This window comes from Pyxidicoccus sp. MSG2 (assembly GCF_026626705.1).
Lineage (GTDB): Bacteria > Myxococcota > Myxococcia > Myxococcales > Myxococcaceae > Myxococcus.
Window position 1 is genome coordinate 2,649,341 of sequence record NZ_JAPNKC010000001.1, and the last position, 16,694, is coordinate 2,666,034.

A 16,694-nucleotide genomic window follows, 5' to 3' on the forward strand; every position below is an offset into this window, starting at 1 on the left:
CCGTCTCAACCGCCGCGCTTCGCGCGCTTGCGCGAGGACGGGCGCGCACCACCCTTGCGCTTCCCTCCGCGCACTCGCGGAGCCGGCGTCTCGCTTGGGGCTTCCGCCTCGCGCTGCCACGTACCGGAGCGGCCTCCGGCCTTGTGCTCGAGCTGCACGGCCTCCAGCACCATGCCCCGGTCCACGCTCTTGCACATGTCATAGACGGTGAGCGCCGCCGCGCACGCCGCGGTGAGCGCCTCCATCTCCACGCCGGTGCGGTCCACCGTCTTCACCTGCACGCGGACGGACAGCCCCGCCTCCTCCGGCGTGAGCGTCACCTCCACGCCCGCGAGTGCAATCGGGTGGCAGAGCGGCACGAAGTCCGGGGTGCGCTTCGCGGCCATGATGCCTGCGAGCCGGGCCGCTGCGAGCACGTCCCCCTTCTCCACCTTCCCCGCGAGGATGCGCTCACGGGTGGCGGGGAGCATGCGCAGGCGCGCGGTGGCCACCGCCACGCGCTCCGTTCTGGGCTTGTCGCCCACGTCCACCATCTTCACCGGCGCACCACCTGTGCCACCGCGCCGAGCAGGTCCTCCACGATGTCGTCCGGGTCCTCGAGCCCCACGGACACGCGGATGAGGTTCTCCTGGATGCCCGCCGTGGCGCGCTCCTCCGGCGTCATGCGGCGCGCGCTCGCGCTGGCCGCGTGCATCACCAGCGTGCACACGTCCCCGAGCGACGGGCCCGGCCGGCAGGTCTTGAGTCCCTCCAGGAAGCGCATCCCCTCCGGACGGCCGATGCCCTTGATTTCGAAGGCCACCATGGGGCCGCCGCCGTTGAGCACCTCCTTCGCCACCGCGTGGTCCGGATGCGAGGGCAGGCCCGGGTAGATGACGCGCTCGAGCAGCGGCGAGTCCGACAGCCGCCGCGCCACGTGCGCCGCGTGCTCGGCATGGGCCTTCATCCGCACCGGCAGCGTGCGCAGGCCGCGCAGCGTGAGCCATGCCTCGAAGGGCCCCAGCACGTCACCCGCGAGGATGCGCGCCGAGCGCAGCGGAGCGATTCGCGCATTCGAGCCGCTCACCGTGCCGCCCAGCGCGTCGCTGTGGCCGTTGAGCCACTTGCTGGTGGACTGCACCGCGTAGTCCGCGCCCAGCTCCAGCGAGCGCTGCCCCGCGGGCGACGGGAAGGTGCCGTCCACCACGAAGGTGGCGCCCACGTCGTGGCTCGCCTTCGCCAGGGCGCGCAGGTCCGGCACGCGCAACAGCGGGTTGGAGATGCTCTCCGCCAGCACCATGCGCGGGCGCAATTCGCGGATGCGCTCCGGCGTGCGGGCGTCCGTCATCGGCAGCGCGTGCAGCTCCACGCCCAGCGTGTTGCACAGGTTCTTGTAGAGCAGCCGCGTGACGCCGTAGCCATCCGCCGGCATCACCAGCCTGTCACCGGACTTGAAGCCCTGCGACTCGAAGACGGAGCGGAGCGCGGCCATGCCGCTGGCGTACGCGACACATGCGTCGGCGCCCTCCAGCGCCGCCACCGCCTCCTCCAGCAGCGTCGTGTTGGGGGCGCTGATGCGGGCGTAGGCGTAGTCCTTCCCGTCGAGCGCGCCGTCCAAATCGTCGCTGCTGTCGAACCAGTTCACCGCCGAGGGGTAGATGGCCGGGGAGACGGGCACCGCCTTGCTCCCCGTCAACCGGCTGCCGGCGTGCACCGCCACCGTCTTCTGCTTCGTGCTCATGGTTGGATTGGAGTCCTTGCTGGGAATGGCAAGGCCGGCCCGAAGGATGCGGGCCGGCCTCGTGAAGTGCTCGCCGGTGTCGCGCGGCGGCTTTCGGCTACTCGCCGTGCTCGATGAGCCAGCGCTCGGCGTCGATGGCCGCCATGCAGCCGGTGCCGGCGGCGGTGATGGCCTGACGGTAGTAGCTGTCCTGCACGTCACCGCAGGCGAACACGCCCTCGATGTTGGTGCGGGTGCTGCCCGGCACCGTCTTGAGGTAGCCGCCCTGGTGCGTCTCCAGGATGCCCTGGAACAGCTCCGTGTTCGGCGTGTGGCCGATGGCAACGAAGAGGCCGGTGACGTTGAGCAGCTGGCTGTCGCCCGTCTTGAGGTTGCGCACCACCGCGCCCGTCATGCCCTTGGGGCCGCCCGTGACTTCCTCCACCGCGGAGTTCCACAAGAAGGAAATCTTCGGGTTCTGCAGCGCGCGCTCCTGCATCACCTTGGAGGCGCGCAGCGAGTCGCGGCGGTGGACGACGGTGACGTGCTTGACGATTTTCGCCAGGTACGTGGCCTCTTCCATGGCCGTGTCGCCGCCACCCACCACGATGACGTCCTGGTTCTTGAAGAAGGCGCCGTCACAGGTGGCGCACGCGGACACGCCCCGGTTCTTGTAGGCGTCCTCGCCCTTGACGCCCAGCCACTTGGCCGTGGCCCCGGTGGAGATGATGACCGTCTCCGAGCGGTAGCTGACGCTCTCCCCCGTGATGAGGAAGGGGCGCTGGGAGAAGTCCACCTTCACGACGTTCTCCATGTGGATGACGGTGCCGAAGCGCTCGGCCTGCTTCTGGAACCGGTCCATCAGCTCCGGGCCGGTAATGGCCTCCGGAAAGCCGGGGTAGTTCTCCACGTCCGTCGTCACCATGAGCTGGCCGCCGGGGACGCGCTGGGGGTGGTCCAGCGTGGGGCCTCCGGCGAACACCACGGGTTGCAGGTTGGCACGCGCGGCATAGATGGCCGCGGTGTAGCCCGCCGGCCCCGAGCCGATGATGGTCACCTTGTTGATCTTCTCCTCCGCCACCTGGTCCTCCCTGTCCTGTTGGAGCCTCGAAGGTACCAGAGGCCCTCGGGCGCGTGATACGAAGCTGGCCTCATGGATGCCGCCGTCCTCAAGAAGGTTGCGCTGTTCGAGGGTTTGACCCAGGGCCAGCTCGCCAAGGTGGCGCAAATCGGCCACTCCCGGGACTACCCGGCGGGCGCCTTCCTCTTCCGCGAGGGAGAGGGCGGCCAGGAGATGTTCGTAATCGAGAAGGGCAAGGTCCGCATCTCCAAGACGGTGCCCGGCATCGGCGAGGAGGCGCTCGCCATCCTCGAGTCCGGGCAGTATTTCGGAGAGATGGCGGTAATCGAGGACTCGCCCCGCTCGGCGGACGCCATCGCCCACGTGAGCTGCACGGTGTGGGTCATCGAGCGCGCGAAGCTGGACCAGCTCATGTTCACCGACAAGGACCTGGCGTACGTGCTGCTCTGGACGTTCGTCCGCACGCTGAGTGAGCGGCTGCGCGAGACGAACGACAAGATAAAGGCCTTCTTCGCCATCTCCCGCTTCTAGTCTCACGCCCCGAGAGGTGGGGTGGTGCGTGCATGTCCGTCCGGAAGACGGGCTGCTTCGCGCGAGTCGGGACGGGTGGGCGGAGGACTCCCCAGGTAGAGCAGGCAGGCACGCGTGTTGCTTTGTCCCACACCCGTGGAGGTGGGCGGGATGGAGCAGGCAGCGGAAGCGGCGTGGGCGGGCGGAGAATCCGCGGGCGGCGGGACGGTGCGGGCGCGTGGGGCCGGGGGCGTGGAGGAGTCGCGAGAGCGCCTCTTCCGGTTGGGGGCGGAGGCCCTCACCGACCCGGAGCTGCTGTGCGTGGTGTGGGGCCCGGGGCCGCGCTCGCCCGGGCCCTTGCAGTTGGCGGGCACACTCCTGTCGCGGGACGGAGGCCTCAAGGCCCTGGTGCAGGAGGAGCCGTTGGCGTTGAGCCTGTTGCCCGGCGTGGGGCCGGTGCGCGCCGCGCAGATGCTGGCGGCGCTGGAGCTGGGACGCCGCGCGCAACGCACGGTGGAGCGGCGGCCCAAGCTGCGCACGCCACAGGAGATTCACGCATACCTGGGGCCCAAGCTGGGCGCGCTGCGGCGCGAGGTGTTCCACGTGCTGTGCTTCAACGCGCGCAACGTGCTGGTGCGCGACGCGCGCGTGGCGGAGGGCACCATGAATGCGTGCCCGGTGGACCCGCGCGAGGTGTTCGCCACGGCGCTCACCGCGCGCGCCACCGCCATCGTGCTGGCGCACAACCACCCGTCCGGAGATCCGGAGCCGAGCATCCAGGACGTGGGGCTGACGCGGCACCTCATCTCCGCGGCGCAGTTGCTCAACATCAAGGTGCTGGACCACGTGGTGGTGGGGGACGGCGCGTACGTGTCGATGATGGAGCGGGGACTGTTCCCGGACACGGAGTGGGAGACGAAGCGCGGCTGGAGCGCGAATGGAGGCGGCGGATGATGGTCGGTGCGGTGGGGGTGTGGAGCGCGGTGCAGGTGGAGTTGCTGGAGGACGCGCGGGCGCAGGTGGTGCGGCTGGATACCGGGCAGGCATGCACGGTGGAGAAAGCGTCGCTGCCGGCGGGAGTGCGCGAGGGGGACGTGGTGGTTGACGGCCGGCTGGAGCCTCAGCGGACGGCGTTGAGGATGCGGGAGGTGGCGCGCAAACGGGCGCTGCTGGGTGTTCCCGTCCCACCGGGGCTCGACCTGTGAGGTGGGGTGGCACGCCGGCGACGTTTCCGTTGACGGCCGGACCAGGATGGTGAACATGCGCGCGATGCCGGTGGCCCTGCCCTACTTCGAGGAAGCTCAGCAGGGACTGGTTCGCCACTTCGGCCTGTCGGAGTTCCGGCCGGGGCAGGCCCCCGTTATCTCCTCGGTGATGAGCGGGCGCAACACGGTGGTGGTGATGCCCACCGGCGCGGGCAAGAGCCTGTGCTACCAACTGCCCGCCACGCTGCTGCCGGGGCTGACGCTGGTGGTGTCGCCGCTGATTGCGCTGATGAAGGACCAGGTGGAGGCGCTCACCGCGCGCGGGATTCCGGCCACCTTCATCAACTCGTCGCTGACGGATTTGGAGCGCGCGGAGCGGATGCGCCGGCTGCGCGCGCGCGAGTACAAGCTCTTGTACGTGGCGCCCGAGCGCTTCCGGAGCCAGAGCTTCCTGGAGACGGTGTCCGAGCTGGGCGTGGACCTGCTCGCCGTGGACGAGGCGCACTGCATCTCCCAGTGGGGCCACGACTTCCGGCCGGACTACGCGCTGCTGGGCCAGGTGCGCAAGCGCCTGCGCCCGCCGCGCACGGTGGCGCTGACGGCCACGGCCACGCCCGAGGTGCGCGCGGACATCGTCCGCGTGCTGCTGATGAAGGACCCGCGCGAGTTCATGGAGGGGTTCGACAGGCCCAACCTCTTTTTGGGCAAGCAGGAGGTGGGCGGGGACTCGGACAGGTACGAGGCCTGCGGGCGGCTGGCGGCGCTGGGGGGCAGCGGCATCATCTACTGCTCCACGCGGCGGGCGGCGGAGGGCATCTTCTCCGAGCTGCACGGCAAGGGGCTGAAGGCGGTGCTGTACCACGCGGGCATGGAGGACGACGCGCGCCGCAAGGCACAGGACACGTTCATGTCCACGAAGGACGCGGTGGCGGTGGCCACCAACGCGTTCGGCATGGGCATCGACAAGGCGGACATCCGCTTCGTGGCTCACGCCAACATCCCCCGCGCGGTGGAGGCGTACTACCAGGAGATTGGCCGCGCGGGCCGAGACGGGGGCGACGCGCGGGCGGTGCTGCTCTTCAACCACTCGGACGTTTACACGCAGGAGCGGCTCATCCAGAGCAGCCACCCCTCGGAGGCGGTGTTCGGGGACGTGTGGGGCGTGCTCCAGTCGGTGGAGGAGTTCGAGCGCGGCGTGTACGCGCTCGCGGGCTCCGTGAATGCCAGCGAGTTCGAGGTGTCCGCGGCGCTGCGGATTCTCGAGCGCGAGGGAAAAATCGAGCGCGGAGGCCGGGGCGAGGGCGAGCACGGAATCACGCTGACGGAGAAGGCCCTGGCCGCGCACCCGCATGCGGCGGACGCGCAGCGGCTGCTCAAGTCGCTCTTGGAGACGTTCCCCGTGGGGCGGCAGGCCACCACGGAGCTGCCGATTCTCGCCCGGCGCACGGGGCTGTCGGTGGACGAGGTGCGGCACGCGCTGGGCTGTTGGAGAAGTCCGGCGCGGCGCGGGTGCGGCGGCCGTTCGCCGGGCGCTCCATCCGCGCGCTGGAGCGGGTGCCCTTCCGCGAGCTGGGGCTCGACTTGAGTCGCGTGCGCGAGCAGGAGCGGCAGAACCTGGCGCTCCTGCGGCGGATGACGGAGTACGCGTACACGGACCGGGACAAGAAGTGCCGGCGCTCGGCGATTCTGCGGTACTTCGGCCAGCAGGACGCGGGGGCCTCATGCGGCAACTGCGACGTGTGCGCGCCCCAGAAGATGCCGCCGCTGCTCGCCTCGGGCCCCGCGGCGTCCCGTCCGCGGGCCGCGTCCTTCGCATCCGCGCCGGTGACGAGCTACAGCGAGCTGGCCTCCACGGAGCTGCGCCGCTGGCGCAGGGAGCTGGCGAAGGACTTGGGGGTGGCGCCCTTCATCATCTTCAACGACGCCACGCTGCTGGGGCTGTCCTCGGCGCTGCCCATCGACCGGGACGCGTTCCTCTCGGTGAAGGGCACCGGGGAGAGCCGCTGGGAGCGCTTCGGGCCCAAGGTGGTGGAAATCTGCCTCATGGCCCGCGCGGCGGGGCACGAGCCGCAGGCGGTGCCGGCGACTCCGCCCCGGGTGCGGAAGTCCCGGCGCCTGGCCTGAGCGGGTGCTTCGCTAGCGCCCGCCCGCGCGGCGCCACGCCCGGCGCGCCACGAAGAAGCGGAGCCCGCCCATGATGGAGCCCACCACCAGCGCGAGCAGGAAGATGACGAGCACGGTGGTGACGCCGAAGACGACGCGCACGCCGAACTCGGAGATGCGGCCGCTGAAGTAGGCCTCACGCAGCGGCTCCAGGGCCCCCGTCAGCTCCAGCGCGCGGGCCGGGAGCGAGTCCAGCGACAGCGACAGCCGCTGGAGGAAGCGCGTGGGGTACAGCCGCAGCGCCAGCTCCACGCCGACGCCCAGCACCAGGTAGAGCAGCGAGAGCAGGAAGGCATTGCCCCACATGATGCGCAGCAGCGGGGCCGCCTCGGGGCGGGATGGATAGGTGCTCACGCTATCTGGCCGCCTTCTTCTTGAGGACGGGCAGCGCCTTCTTCACCCGCGCCGCCTCCGGAGAATCGCCCGCCAGTCGCAGGAAGGCCTCGTAGGACTCCACGGCACGGGGCAGCTCCGCTGACTCCCGCACCAGCACGTCCGCCAGCGTCAGGTGGGCCAGGCCGTCCGTGGGCTCCAGCTCCACGGCCTTCGCCAGTGCCGTCTTCGCCGCCGCCTCCTGCCGCTGCTTGAGGGCCACCATCCCCAGCGCCAGGTACGAGCGGCCTTCATACGGCGCCAGCCGCACCGCCTCGTCCGCCGCGGAGCGCGCGTCCTTCAGCACCCCGGCGCCGAGCAGCACCCGCGCCATGGTCGCCTGCGCGAAGGCCTTGTCCCAGACGGTGGGCGCGCGGGCCGCCAGGTCTTCCAGCGTCCGCGCCGCGGCGCGACCGCCCGAGGGGAGCTGCGCGTAGAGCTCGCCCACCCGGCCGCAGGTGGCATCCGGCCCCTCGCGCCGGGCGGCGGCGAAGGCCGCGTCCGCGTTGTCCACGTTGCCCTGGCGCAGGAAGGCGTGGGCAATCTCGCAGAAGGTGTCCGGGTCCTTCGGGTCCAGCTTGTTGGCGCGCTCGAGCGCGGAGAAGCCGCCCCGCGCGTCCCCGGCGGCGAAGAGGATGGCGGCGCGCAGCCGGTGCGCCTCCGCATCGTCCGGGGCCAGCTTCGCCGCGCGGCCCGCCGCCCCTTCCGCATCCTTGCGGCGGCCGGCGTGGTACAGCGCGAGCGCGAAGCCCTTGTGCGCCCCCGCGCTGCCCGGGTTCTCCAGCTGCCAGGCCTCGAACTGCTTGAGGGCCTCCGGCGTGCGCCCCAGGGCCAGCAGCGTGCGGCCCAGCGCGTCGCGAGACTCGCCGTGCGCGCCGTTGCGCTCCACCGCCTGCGTCAGCGGCTTGAGGGCCATGTCCGGCAGCCCGCGCGACAGCAGCAGGCGCCCCAGCGAGCAGGACGCCTCGTAGTCGCGCGGGTCCTTCTGCGCCTCCTCGAATTGGGCCTGCGCCTTGTCGAAGGCGCGCTCGCGCCAGTACACCTGCCCCAGCGCCAGCCGCATGTCGTTGCGCGGGTGCTTGGAGCCCGCCAGCGCCTTCTCCAGCAGCTCGCGAGCCTGGGACGCGTTGCCCTCCGCCGCGTCGGCCAGGGCGAGCCAGGACACGGCCTCCGGCGGGTAGCGGTCATTCACGCGCGTGCGCGCCAGCTCCGTGCGGGCCCGCTTCCAGTCGCCCAGGCGCGCATACGCGGCGCCGCGCACCAGGGCCACCTTGCGGCCCCCGTCCGCCTCCAGGCGCGTCAGCACCTCGCGCTCGCGGTCTCTATCCAGCAGGGCGCGGCCCAGGCCCTCGCGGGCCTCGTCGCTCTTGGGCTGCAGCTTGAGGGCGGCCTCGTAGGCGGCCTGCGCCGCGTCCAGCTTCCCCGCGGCGCGGCTGGCGGCACCGAGCGCGAGCTGGAAGTCGAAGGCCATGGGCCCCTGCGCGCCCTTGCCCAGCAGGGCGCGGGCCTCGTCATGCTTGCCCTGGGCGGAGAGCAGCTCGCCGTGGACCAGTTGCTGGCGCCCCTTCAGCGCGGCCGGCAGCTTCGCGTCCTGCGCGAGCGGCGCCACGTCCGCGAGCGCCGCGTCCAGGTCCTGGTCCAGCGCGAGCCGCGCCTCGGCGAGGCCGATGCGGGCCGCGGGGTGCTCGGGCGACTTCTTGCGAGCGCGCTCGAACATCTCGACGGCCTGCGCGAAGTCCTCGGAGGCGAGGTAGTAGTTCCCCAGCGCCACCAGGGCGCGCACGTTGGCGGGCGAGGCCCGGAGCGCGCGGTCGAAGTGCTCCAGCGCCTTCTTCTCGTCCTTCGCCGCGAGCAGGAGGTTGGCGGCGAGCGCGTGGACCTCCGTGCTTTCCTCGGTGGAGGAGAGCAGCGCGCGGCGAGCGGGCTCGCGCCCCCGGTCATCCGCCACCAGCACGTTGGTGGCGAGCACCAGGCCGGGCGAGCCTTCCTTCACACCCGGCTTCTCCAGCGCCTCCAGCGCCTGGCGCCGGTCGTCCGGGGACATGCCGTGGTCCGCGAAGAGCAGCGCGTGCGTCCAGGCGGTGAGCGCCCAGGCGCGGCTGCTGCTCTCGTCCATCTCCCGAGCGAGCTGGAGCTGCGTGAGCGCCGCGTCCAGCGAGGCCCGCGTGTCCTGGACGGTGAGGTCCTCGGCCCGGGCCAGCGCCTCGTTGAGCGTCTGTCCACCGTGGTCCGAGCTGATCTTGATGAACCCGACGATGGCGATGCCGAGCACCAGCACCGCCACCACGGCGCCGGCAATCTTCACGCCGTGCCGGGCGATGTACGAGGTCTTCGCGGCCTCGCGCTTCAGCTTCTCGCGAAGCTCCTGCTCGTAGGCGGCGGTGAGCGCTTCCGTGTCCGGCGCGGGAGCCTTCGCCTTCGCGGCGACGGTGGGGTTGGCGGTCGCCGTCGCATCCGGGATGTCGTCGAGCAGCGAGCGCTTGCCGCCCGACGGGCGCACCGGTGAAGCCGTACGCGCGGCGACGGGGGTGCGCGCGGTGGGCTCGGGAGGCGGCAGGTCCCCCAGGAGCCCGCCCCCCGCGGCGGGAATCGTGGGCTTCGCCGTGGTGAACTCGCCGGAGAGGAGCAGCGGCAGCTCGCTGGTGCCCTCGGGTGGAGCGGCCTGGAGCGGGTCCGGGCTCCCGGCCTCCGATGTGCCTCCATCCTCGTTGCCGGACGCGTCGTCGCTGGCGGCGTCCGACGTTCCCGCCGAGGACTCGGTGTGCTCGCCAGAGGCTCCGTCCCCGGACGCACCCGGCGCTTCGATGGAACCGGGGGCGCCGTCGCCCCTCGCTGGGGCCTCGTCGTCGAGCGAAAGGTCCAGGGCCGGCAGCTCCGTGCCGGACACCGGCCGCAGCACGGGGACCTGACGGTTCATCAGCCCGAGCGAGGACGCCACATCGCCCGTGGCGCCATCCGCCCCGGCGCGGGGCTGCTCGCCCGTGGCCGTACGGCCCTTCGCGGACGCACTCGTTTGTCCCGAGCCAACTGCTCCGCCATCCCCCCCGGTGCCCGCGTCGCCGCCGGAGGCACCGTCGGGCGCACGCGCCCCGGCCGCACCATTCGCCTTGCGCGCAGCCGCGTCAGCACCCTCCGCCGGCTTCGCCTTCGCGGCATCACCGAGCGCGGCGGCGCGCAACCTCGCGGCCGCCATGGGCGACGCCGAAGCGGCCTCCTGCGAGCCCTCCTCGGCCGAATCCGGGGACTCGCCCTCCTGCGCCGTCTTGGACTTCTCCAGCCCCATCAGGTCCGCGAACACCGGAGCGGGGCCGCCGGCCAGGGCCTGCTGGGCCTGCTCCAGCCACAGCTTCACGCGCCCGTCATTGGGCTGCAGCGCCACGGCCTTGCGCAGAATCGGCAGCGCGGAGCGGTACAGCCCGCGCTGCAGCAGCACCTCACCGATGAGGTTGTACGCGTACGGGTTGTCCTTCTCGATGCCGATGGCCTGGTCGAACTGCTCCATCGCCTCCGCGGGACGCCCCAACTGGATGAGCGCCTTGCCCCACAGCACCCGCCCCACGGTGGACGTGGGGTGGTGGGAGATGCCCTGCCCGCAGACCTCGATGGCACGCGCCGCGTCCCCCTTTTCCAGCAGGGCCTTGGCCAGCTCGACGAAGACGGAAGAAGTAGGGTCCTGCCGGAGGAGCTGCTCGTATCGCTCCACCATCGACTTGGCCATGTGCGCTCACGACTCCGGTACTCGGGAGGGGGAGCCGGACCATACCACCCCGCCCTCGTCCGGTGATGCTGGCGGGTGCTACCGTCCCTGCCGTGAAACGCCTGTCCGCCCTCTTCCTCGTGCTCGTCCTCGGGGCGTGCGCAACCACGTCCAAGAAATCCAGCCTGGAGGCACTCAAGACGACGGTGGAGAGCTTCCACCAGGTCATCCGCTGGAGGGACTACCGCTCAGCCGCCCGGTTCATCGTCCCGGAGCGACGCGAGGACTTCCAGCGCGCGCGAATCCAGCTCAACGACGACCAGGACCTCACCGTCACCGACTACGAAATCGAGGACGTGAAGCTGTCCGAGGACGGGCAGCGCGCCACGGTGCAGAGCCGCATCCAGTGGATGCGCCTGCCCTCCGCCTCCGCGCGCACCGCCCTCGTCACGTCGGAGTTCGTCCAACGCAACGGGGCGTGGCTGCTGGAGCGGCAGCTCGAAGGGCCCTTCGAGGGCGAGCTGCCGTAGAAAAGAAACCGCCCACCGTCTCGGGGCCGGCCGAGGCGGTGGGCGTCGGGTGCCCCCCAATGGGGCGCCCTACAAGAATCCGCCTACCGTCTCGGGGCCGGCCGAGACGGTAGGCGTCGGGTACCCCCCAATGGGGTGCCCTGACAGGTGGGCAGATGGCGACGCTGTGTCCAGGCCCGCGTCGCCGCGCCGTTTCGTGGCTTCCCTAGAGCAATGCGAGTGCCAGCCTCCATGCGAGTCTTTGGAGGCAGGCGGCCCATTGGAGATTCAAGGGTTTGCCATCCCAGCCGCCCGGCCGCACGCCTGCCCGCCCGCCCGGGTCCTGACATCGCTGTCAGTGCCCCGTGCAGGAGGCGTCACGCCAGGCGTGACACCGGTGTCAGGGAGGCCTCGGACTTTCCCGTCGCTACTCGCCCAGGACGGAGCGGATGGTGTCCCGCATGGAGTTGCGGGGCTTCCAGCTCACGTCCTGCACCCAACGGCTGCCATCCACGGCGCACAGGAACTGGATGTGGTCCAGCTCCGGGGGCGGGAAGTTGGCGAGCCGGTACTTGAACAGCGTGCGGAGCAGCGGCCGGGCAATGGGGTGCGGCACGGGGATGGGGGTGTTGCCCAGCTCGCGCATCACCGAGGACAGCGGCACCTCACCGGGGCCCACCACGTTGTAGACGCCCTTGGGTTCGGGGCGGAGGGCCTCCACCATGGCGCGCGCCACGTCCTCCACGTGGATGAGCTGCACCATGGGGTCGAAGCCGGCCATCACCCACGGGCGGCGCAGGCGCAGGTAGTTGGAGGGCGCGTTTTTGATTGTGGGCCCGACGATGTGGACGGGGCGGAGGATGACCGTCTCGATGTGCGGGTGCTTCCAGAAGAAGCTGTGCGCCAGCATGTCCACTTCGATGAGGTCTCTCACGCCGGAGAAGCGGCTGGCCGCCATCAGCGGCGCGTCCTCGGTGAGGAAGTTGGAGTTGTCCGGGCTGGGGCCGTAGACGTTGGCCGAGGAGAGGACCACCACCTTCTTCACGCCGTACTTCGCGCAGTACTCCAGGAGGCGCGTGGTGCCCACGACGTTGAAGGAGTGGTGCTCCTCCTCGCTCATCCGCGGGTCATGCATGATGCCCATGTGGATGACGGCCTTGACTTCGTTCTTGCGGAAGACGTCCTCGGCCTTCTTCTTGCGCAAGTCCAGCTCGTACATCTCCACGTCTTTCGGCCGGCCTACGAAGGGGCGCCGGTCGATGCCGATGATGCGCTCGTGTTTGTGGAGCAGCTTCGCGAGCGTGCGGCCGAGGTTGCCGCTGATGCCGGTGACGACGACGGCCGGCCGCGTGGCACTGCTGGACGTGGCGCTCACCAGAACACCCCCCGACGCTCCTTGAGCCCCTGGTGCAGCATGGATTGAATCGCGGCCTTCACGGTGCGGACCTTCTTGTCCAGCTCGCTGTCCTCGTCATCCGGGCGGCCGGTGAAGCGCAGCGGGTCTCCGAAGTAGATGCGGTACTTCGTCGGCAGGGGAATGGGCAGGCCCGTCGGCGTCACGGGGAAGGACGGGAAGCCGAGCAGCTTCGCCACGGGCTTCAAATCCATCAACGCGGGGGCCTGCTCCTCGGCGCCGACGACGGCGACGGGGATGATGGGCGTGCGCGTCTCCAGCGCCAGCCGCATGAAGCCCAGGCCGAACTCCTGGAGCTGGTAGCGCTGGGGCCACAGCTTGTTGATGCCTCGCAGCCCCTCGGGGAAGACGAGGATGGCCTCCTCCGCGTCCAGCAGCCGGCGGCAATTTTCAGGGGTGCCGACAATCTGTCCCACGCGGGCCATGAAGGTGGACACGTAGGGCAGCGAGGGCACCCACTTCTCCACCATGCTGCGGATGGCGCGCGGCGGGCTGGCCTCCAGCATCATGGAGACGCCAATCATGGCCCCGTCCAGCGGAATCTGGCCGGAGTGGTTGGACACCAGCAGCACCCGGCCGGCGGGCACCTTCTCGATGCCGAACGTCTCCACGCGGAAGTAGTTCCGGTAGAGCCACACGAAGGGCGCCAGGGCGGAGAGGCTGTAGTCGAGGCTGAAGCCGAACGGGTCCACCCCGTATTCGTTCTCCGGGCGGGCGAGCGCCAGGAGCCGTTGCTTCTGCTCGTCATTGGCCAGCCGGTCCGTCCAGTCGCGCAGGCCCTTCTTCACTCGGTCGGTGAGGCGCTCCAGCATAGGAGGGGTTCTTTACACCACCGGCCCGGACTCCGGGAGTGAGGGAATGACGGAGTGCGCCAGCGGACACGCCCCGGAGGACGGCGCCGCTCACAGCGTGGGGGAGAGCCGCCCGGCCGCGTCGCGCAGGGTGACGACGTCGCACTCCGCCTTCAGCCAGCCGAAGACTTCTCGCAGCCGCTCCAGCTTCCGGGCCGCGCTCACGCGCAGATCCCGCTGCTGCCGCACCAGTTCGGGGGGAATCCCGTCGGTGGCGTCCAGCACGTCCACGCCGTGCAATTCGAAGTTGAAGAAGGCGTCCTTCCGGCACGCGCGCCAGGCCGCGCGCAGGGCGGACAGCGGCAGCGTGGTGGCGAAGGTGCCGATGAAGGGGAAGCGCACGCCCGGCGTCACCGCCATGGGCAACTCCAGCACCGCGCCCGAGCCCCGCTGGTAGGGCCGTGACGGGTCCGGCCGGTAGGGCACCCGGGGCGCCAGTAGCACGCGCGGCGTGTCCAGCACCGAGCGCGAGGGCCGCCCCACCAGCGCCAGCGCCCCCATCACCGCCGCCTTCGCCGCGTAGTACGGCGCGGCGGGGAACGCGGACGAGCCATAGCGGTAGCCCTGCTCCGCCGTGGCCGCGTACAGGTCCGCGTTCAGCGTGTAGCCCGGGGCGCGGAAGCCCTCGGGCCTTGTCCCCGTGGCCGAGAGGATGGCGGCATCCGCGCGCGCCAGGTCCTCGCGGATGGCGGGCAGGCCCCGGCGCGTGAGCGCGTAGTCATGCGCGTGGCTGTGGCTGGCCACTTCGATTCCCGCTTCGTGGGCGGCGCGCATCCCCGCCGCGGCGCCCGGGTCCGACTCCAGATCCTCACCGATGGCGAAGAAGGTGCCGGGGATGCCGAGTCCCTCCAGCAGCTCGCGGAAGCGCGGCACCGCGACGGCGTGCACCAGCGTGCGGGCGCGCTCGTCGAGCAGCGACTCCGGCAGGCCATGGATGCGGCAGTAGTGCGGCAGCGAGTCGAGGTCGACGGAGATGGACGCCAGCCGCACGGTGCGCGCCCTCCTACCGGCTCACGTCCCGCGGACGCGGATGACGTAGAACAGCTTGCCCACGTTCTTGAGCACGTTGGGCACGCGCTTGAAGAGGTGGATGGAGGGCTGGCGCTTCTCGTGGAGCTGGATGGGAATCTCCACCACCTTCAGCCCCTCGCGCCAGGCGCGGATGACGAACTCGCTGGCGAACACGTCCATGTCCACCACGCACTTGGCGATGACGGGCAGCAGCGCCTCGCGGCGGAAGGCCTTCAGCCCGTGCGTGTCCGTGCCCTGGAAGCCCAGCGCCACCTTCAGCAGGCCGTTGTGCACGCGCGTGGCCGCCCGGCGCACCAGGGGGCGCTGGTCGCTGGCGCCCTTGGCCGCCTTGGAGCCCACCACCATGTCCGCCTCGCCCCGCTCCAGCCGCGGCAGCGCCGCGTCGTAGAAGGTCAGGTCACACAGGTCGATTTCGTCGCAGACCACGTACGTGCCGCGGGCCATGAGGATGCCGGCCTTGAGCGCGGAGCCGTAGTTGGGCCGCTCCGAGTGGAACCAGCGCAGGCGCGGATTCTTCGCGCACATCTCTTCCAAGATGCGCGGCGTCGCGTCTCGCGAGCCGTTCTCCGCGAAGATGATTTCGTAGTCGAGCCCGCGTGCATCCAGCCCCTGGCGCAGCTCCTCCGCCGCCGAGGTGATGATGGACTCCTCGTTGTAGACCGGAATGACGACGGAGAGGTGCGGGGCCATGGAATTGGGTCCCTCAGATATGGGGCGAGAGCCGGGCCGTCAACCGTTCAGCGTCCGGGCGCAGGCGCGGCCGGCGAGGATGGCGTCCTCCATGGAGGAGTACTCCCACTGCCCGTAGCGCCCGGCGATGAGGATGCCCGCGTGCTCCAGGAAGCGGAGGATTTCCGCCTTCGCGGGCCCGTATGCGTCGTCGTAGAGCACGTACGCGTGTGGAATCTCCGTCGCCCGGGCGAAGAGCACGTCGTCCGCCGAGTGGATCATCTGCGAGCGCACCAGGTCCTCCACCGCGTACTTCTCCGCGGTGGCGGGGGCCAGCTCGCCGTGGTGGCTGTACTCCACGTAGAAGCTGGAGGTGTCCGGCGGCGCCAGCGGCGCGTACACCGCCGAGGGCGAGCCGATGCGGTACGTGTGGAACTCCGGCTCCGGCAGGTAGATCCAATGCCAGGGCTGGCGGTTGGCCCCGCGCGCGCCCACGGCCACGTAGGTGACGGTGGTGGCGCGCAGCCGCTTCGCCGCGGCCACGACTTCCTCCGGCACGCCCGCGCCGCCCTTCGCCAGCAGCGCCACCAGCCCCGGCAGCGAGATGCTGGAGACGAGGCCCGAGTAGCCCTGCACGCGCCCGTCGGACAGCGTCACCGTGCGGGCCTTCCAGTCGATGGAGGTGGGCTCGGTGTTGACGCTCAGCTCGCCACCCTTCAGGTGGCGCCGCATGGCGCGGGCGAGGCTCTCGATGCCGCCCTCGCGCGGGTAGAGGAACGAGGCGTTGTAGCCCACGGCGTCGCTGCCGGCGCCCAGCGCTCCGTCCACCACCTCCTTGAGGTTCGGGCGGGGCACGAAGCGCCCCACCCAGGCGGCGGACAGCTCGCGCGGGTGCACCGTCCAGAGCTTCTGGTTGTAGGGCACCATGAAGTTCTTCGCGAAGCCCTCGCCCATGTAGCGGAGGATGAAGTCCTCGAAGTTCTTCGGCTCGCGCTCGCGCAGCGCGCGGCCCTTCTCGCCGTAGATGGCCTCCACGTAGCCGACGAGGTTCTCCGCCACCACGTCCGGCGGCAGGCCGTGGGTGTTGACCTGGTACGGGAAGCGGGTGAACACCCCGCGCGAGTAGATGCCCGCCTTGCGCTGGATGCGGACCATCTGCTCCGGCAGCCAGACGGTGTTCACCAGCTCCTGGATCTCCGGGTCCCTCAGGTGGAGCCAGTGGCCGGTGGGGTCGAAGTAACACCCATCGATGACCTCGGTCTTGATGAGCCCGCCGACCCGGTCCGACTTCTCGATGAGCCGCCAGGGCTTCCGGAGGAAATGGGCGGTGGACAGGCCCGCGAGTCCCGCGCCAAGGATGACGATGGGTTCCATGACGGGCCGGGTCTACCACCTCCGCTCCGGGAGGGGGGAACGAACGCATGACGCTCACCGACGGGTGGACAGAGCCCTCGCCCGCCCGTCTGGGAGGCCAGGGGAGGGGCCTTCTGGC

At 70.9% G+C, this 16,694-nt stretch carries 14 protein-coding genes and 1 pseudogene; 5 read left to right on the forward strand and 10 right to left on the reverse strand.

Features of this window, described 5'->3' with window-relative positions; all coding sequences use genetic code 11:
* Positions 1-5: 5 nt before the first annotated feature.
* From moaC to trxB, 3 genes are all read right to left on the reverse strand, one after another.
* On the reverse strand, positions 6-539 hold the full coding sequence (gene moaC, locus OV427_RS09575; protein WP_324289946.1) for a cyclic pyranopterin monophosphate synthase MoaC: 534 nt from the start codon (positions 537-539) through the stop codon (positions 6-8).
* Complete coding sequence (locus OV427_RS09580; RefSeq protein ID WP_267855799.1) at positions 536-1,720, reverse strand: trans-sulfuration enzyme family protein; 1,185 nt, start codon at positions 1,718-1,720, stop codon at positions 536-538. The genes moaC and OV427_RS09580 overlap by 4 nt, the downstream gene beginning before the upstream one ends.
* 97 nt (positions 1,721-1,817) lie before the next feature.
* On the reverse strand, positions 1,818-2,780 hold the full coding sequence (trxB, locus tag OV427_RS09585) for a thioredoxin-disulfide reductase (protein WP_267855800.1): 963 nt from the start codon (positions 2,778-2,780) through the stop codon (positions 1,818-1,820).
* 72 nt (positions 2,781-2,852) lie between these two features.
* Here trxB and OV427_RS09590 point away from each other — a divergent pair, with 72 nt between their 5' ends.
* The 4 genes and pseudogenes from OV427_RS09590 to OV427_RS09605 all read left to right on the forward strand — a co-directional run bounded on the left by OV427_RS09590 (position 2,853) and on the right by OV427_RS09605 (position 6,619).
* Entirely contained in the window at positions 2,853-3,311 is a 459-nt protein-coding gene (locus tag OV427_RS09590) for a Crp/Fnr family transcriptional regulator (protein ID WP_267855801.1), read from the forward strand.
* Between the two features lie 150 nt (positions 3,312-3,461).
* Positions 3,462-4,244 carry a RadC family protein gene (radC, locus tag OV427_RS09595; protein WP_267855802.1) on the forward strand — a complete coding sequence of 261 codons (783 nt, stop codon included), beginning with the start codon at positions 3,462-3,464 and terminating at the stop codon, positions 4,242-4,244.
* A complete protein-coding gene (locus OV427_RS09600; RefSeq protein ID WP_267863399.1) occupies positions 4,244-4,495 on the forward strand; it encodes a DUF3006 domain-containing protein in 252 nt (83 codons plus the stop codon). The genes radC and OV427_RS09600 overlap by 1 nt, the downstream gene beginning before the upstream one ends.
* Before the next feature lie 46 nt (positions 4,496-4,541).
* Positions 4,542-6,619, forward strand: a pseudogene (locus OV427_RS09605) (RecQ family ATP-dependent DNA helicase).
* Positions 6,620-6,631: 12 nt separating this feature from the next.
* On the opposite strand, the gene OV427_RS09610 reads toward OV427_RS09605, so the two are convergent.
* Positions 6,632-6,964, reverse strand: coding sequence for a hypothetical protein (locus OV427_RS09610; protein WP_267863400.1), 333 nt, complete (start codon positions 6,962-6,964; stop codon positions 6,632-6,634).
* Positions 6,965-7,013: 49 nt separating this feature from the next.
* The gene (locus OV427_RS09615; RefSeq protein ID WP_267855803.1) at positions 7,014-10,748 is read right to left on the reverse strand and encodes a tetratricopeptide repeat protein; all 3,735 of its coding nucleotides are present in this window, start codon (positions 10,746-10,748) and stop codon (positions 7,014-7,016) included.
* Between the two features lie 92 nt (positions 10,749-10,840).
* On the opposite strand from OV427_RS09615, the gene OV427_RS09620 reads away from it, so the two are divergent.
* On the forward strand, positions 10,841-11,257 hold the full coding sequence (locus OV427_RS09620; protein WP_267855804.1) for a hypothetical protein: 417 nt from the start codon (positions 10,841-10,843) through the stop codon (positions 11,255-11,257).
* Between the two features lie 406 nt (positions 11,258-11,663).
* On the opposite strand, the gene OV427_RS09625 is transcribed toward OV427_RS09620, so the two are convergent.
* The 5 genes from OV427_RS09625 to OV427_RS09645 form a co-directional block, all read right to left on the reverse strand.
* The gene (locus tag OV427_RS09625) at positions 11,664-12,611 is read right to left on the reverse strand and encodes an SDR family oxidoreductase (protein ID WP_267855805.1); all 948 of its coding nucleotides are present in this window, start codon (positions 12,609-12,611) and stop codon (positions 11,664-11,666) included.
* Entirely contained in the window at positions 12,608-13,462 is an 855-nt protein-coding gene (locus OV427_RS09630) for a lysophospholipid acyltransferase family protein (RefSeq protein ID WP_267855806.1), read from the reverse strand. The genes OV427_RS09625 and OV427_RS09630 overlap by 4 nt, the downstream gene beginning before the upstream one ends.
* Positions 13,463-13,552: 90 nt before the next feature.
* Positions 13,553-14,491, reverse strand: coding sequence for a polysaccharide deacetylase family protein (locus OV427_RS09635; RefSeq protein WP_267855807.1), 939 nt, complete (start codon positions 14,489-14,491; stop codon positions 13,553-13,555).
* A 21-nt stretch (positions 14,492-14,512) separates the two neighbouring features.
* Complete coding sequence (locus tag OV427_RS09640) at positions 14,513-15,223, reverse strand: glycosyltransferase family 2 protein (protein ID WP_267855808.1); 711 nt, start codon at positions 15,221-15,223, stop codon at positions 14,513-14,515.
* A 39-nt stretch (positions 15,224-15,262) separates the two neighbouring features.
* Positions 15,263-16,576 carry a protoporphyrinogen/coproporphyrinogen oxidase gene (locus OV427_RS09645; RefSeq protein ID WP_267855809.1) on the reverse strand — a complete coding sequence of 438 codons (1,314 nt, stop codon included), beginning with the start codon at positions 16,574-16,576 and terminating at the stop codon, positions 15,263-15,265.
* Between the last annotated feature and the right edge of the window lie 118 nt (positions 16,577-16,694).

What these genes read in the sequence shown, in the direction of transcription:
- OV427_RS09640 (WP_267855808.1), bottom strand. Translation starts at nt 15,223, where the DNA reads ATGGCCCCGCACCTCTCCGTCGTCATTCCGGTCTACAACGAGGAGTCC.
- OV427_RS09610 (WP_267863400.1), bottom strand. Translation starts at nt 6,964, where the DNA reads ATGTGGGGCAATGCCTTCCTGCTCTCGCTGCTCTACCTGGTGCTGGGC.
- OV427_RS09600 (WP_267863399.1), top strand. Translation starts at nt 4,244, where the DNA reads ATGGTCGGTGCGGTGGGGGTGTGGAGCGCGGTGCAGGTGGAGTTGCTG.
- OV427_RS09590 (WP_267855801.1), top strand. Translation starts at nt 2,853, where the DNA reads ATGGATGCCGCCGTCCTCAAGAAGGTTGCGCTGTTCGAGGGTTTGACC.
- OV427_RS09630 (WP_267855806.1), bottom strand. Translation starts at nt 13,462, where the DNA reads ATGCTGGAGCGCCTCACCGACCGAGTGAAGAAGGGCCTGCGCGACTGG.
- OV427_RS09645 (WP_267855809.1), bottom strand. Translation starts at nt 16,576, where the DNA reads ATGGAACCCATCGTCATCCTTGGCGCGGGACTCGCGGGCCTGTCCACC.
- OV427_RS09580 (WP_267855799.1), bottom strand. Translation starts at nt 1,720, where the DNA reads ATGAGCACGAAGCAGAAGACGGTGGCGGTGCACGCCGGCAGCCGGTTG.
- OV427_RS09615 (WP_267855803.1), bottom strand. Translation starts at nt 10,748, where the DNA reads ATGGCCAAGTCGATGGTGGAGCGATACGAGCAGCTCCTCCGGCAGGAC.
- radC (WP_267855802.1), top strand. Translation starts at nt 3,462, where the DNA reads ATGGAGCAGGCAGCGGAAGCGGCGTGGGCGGGCGGAGAATCCGCGGGC.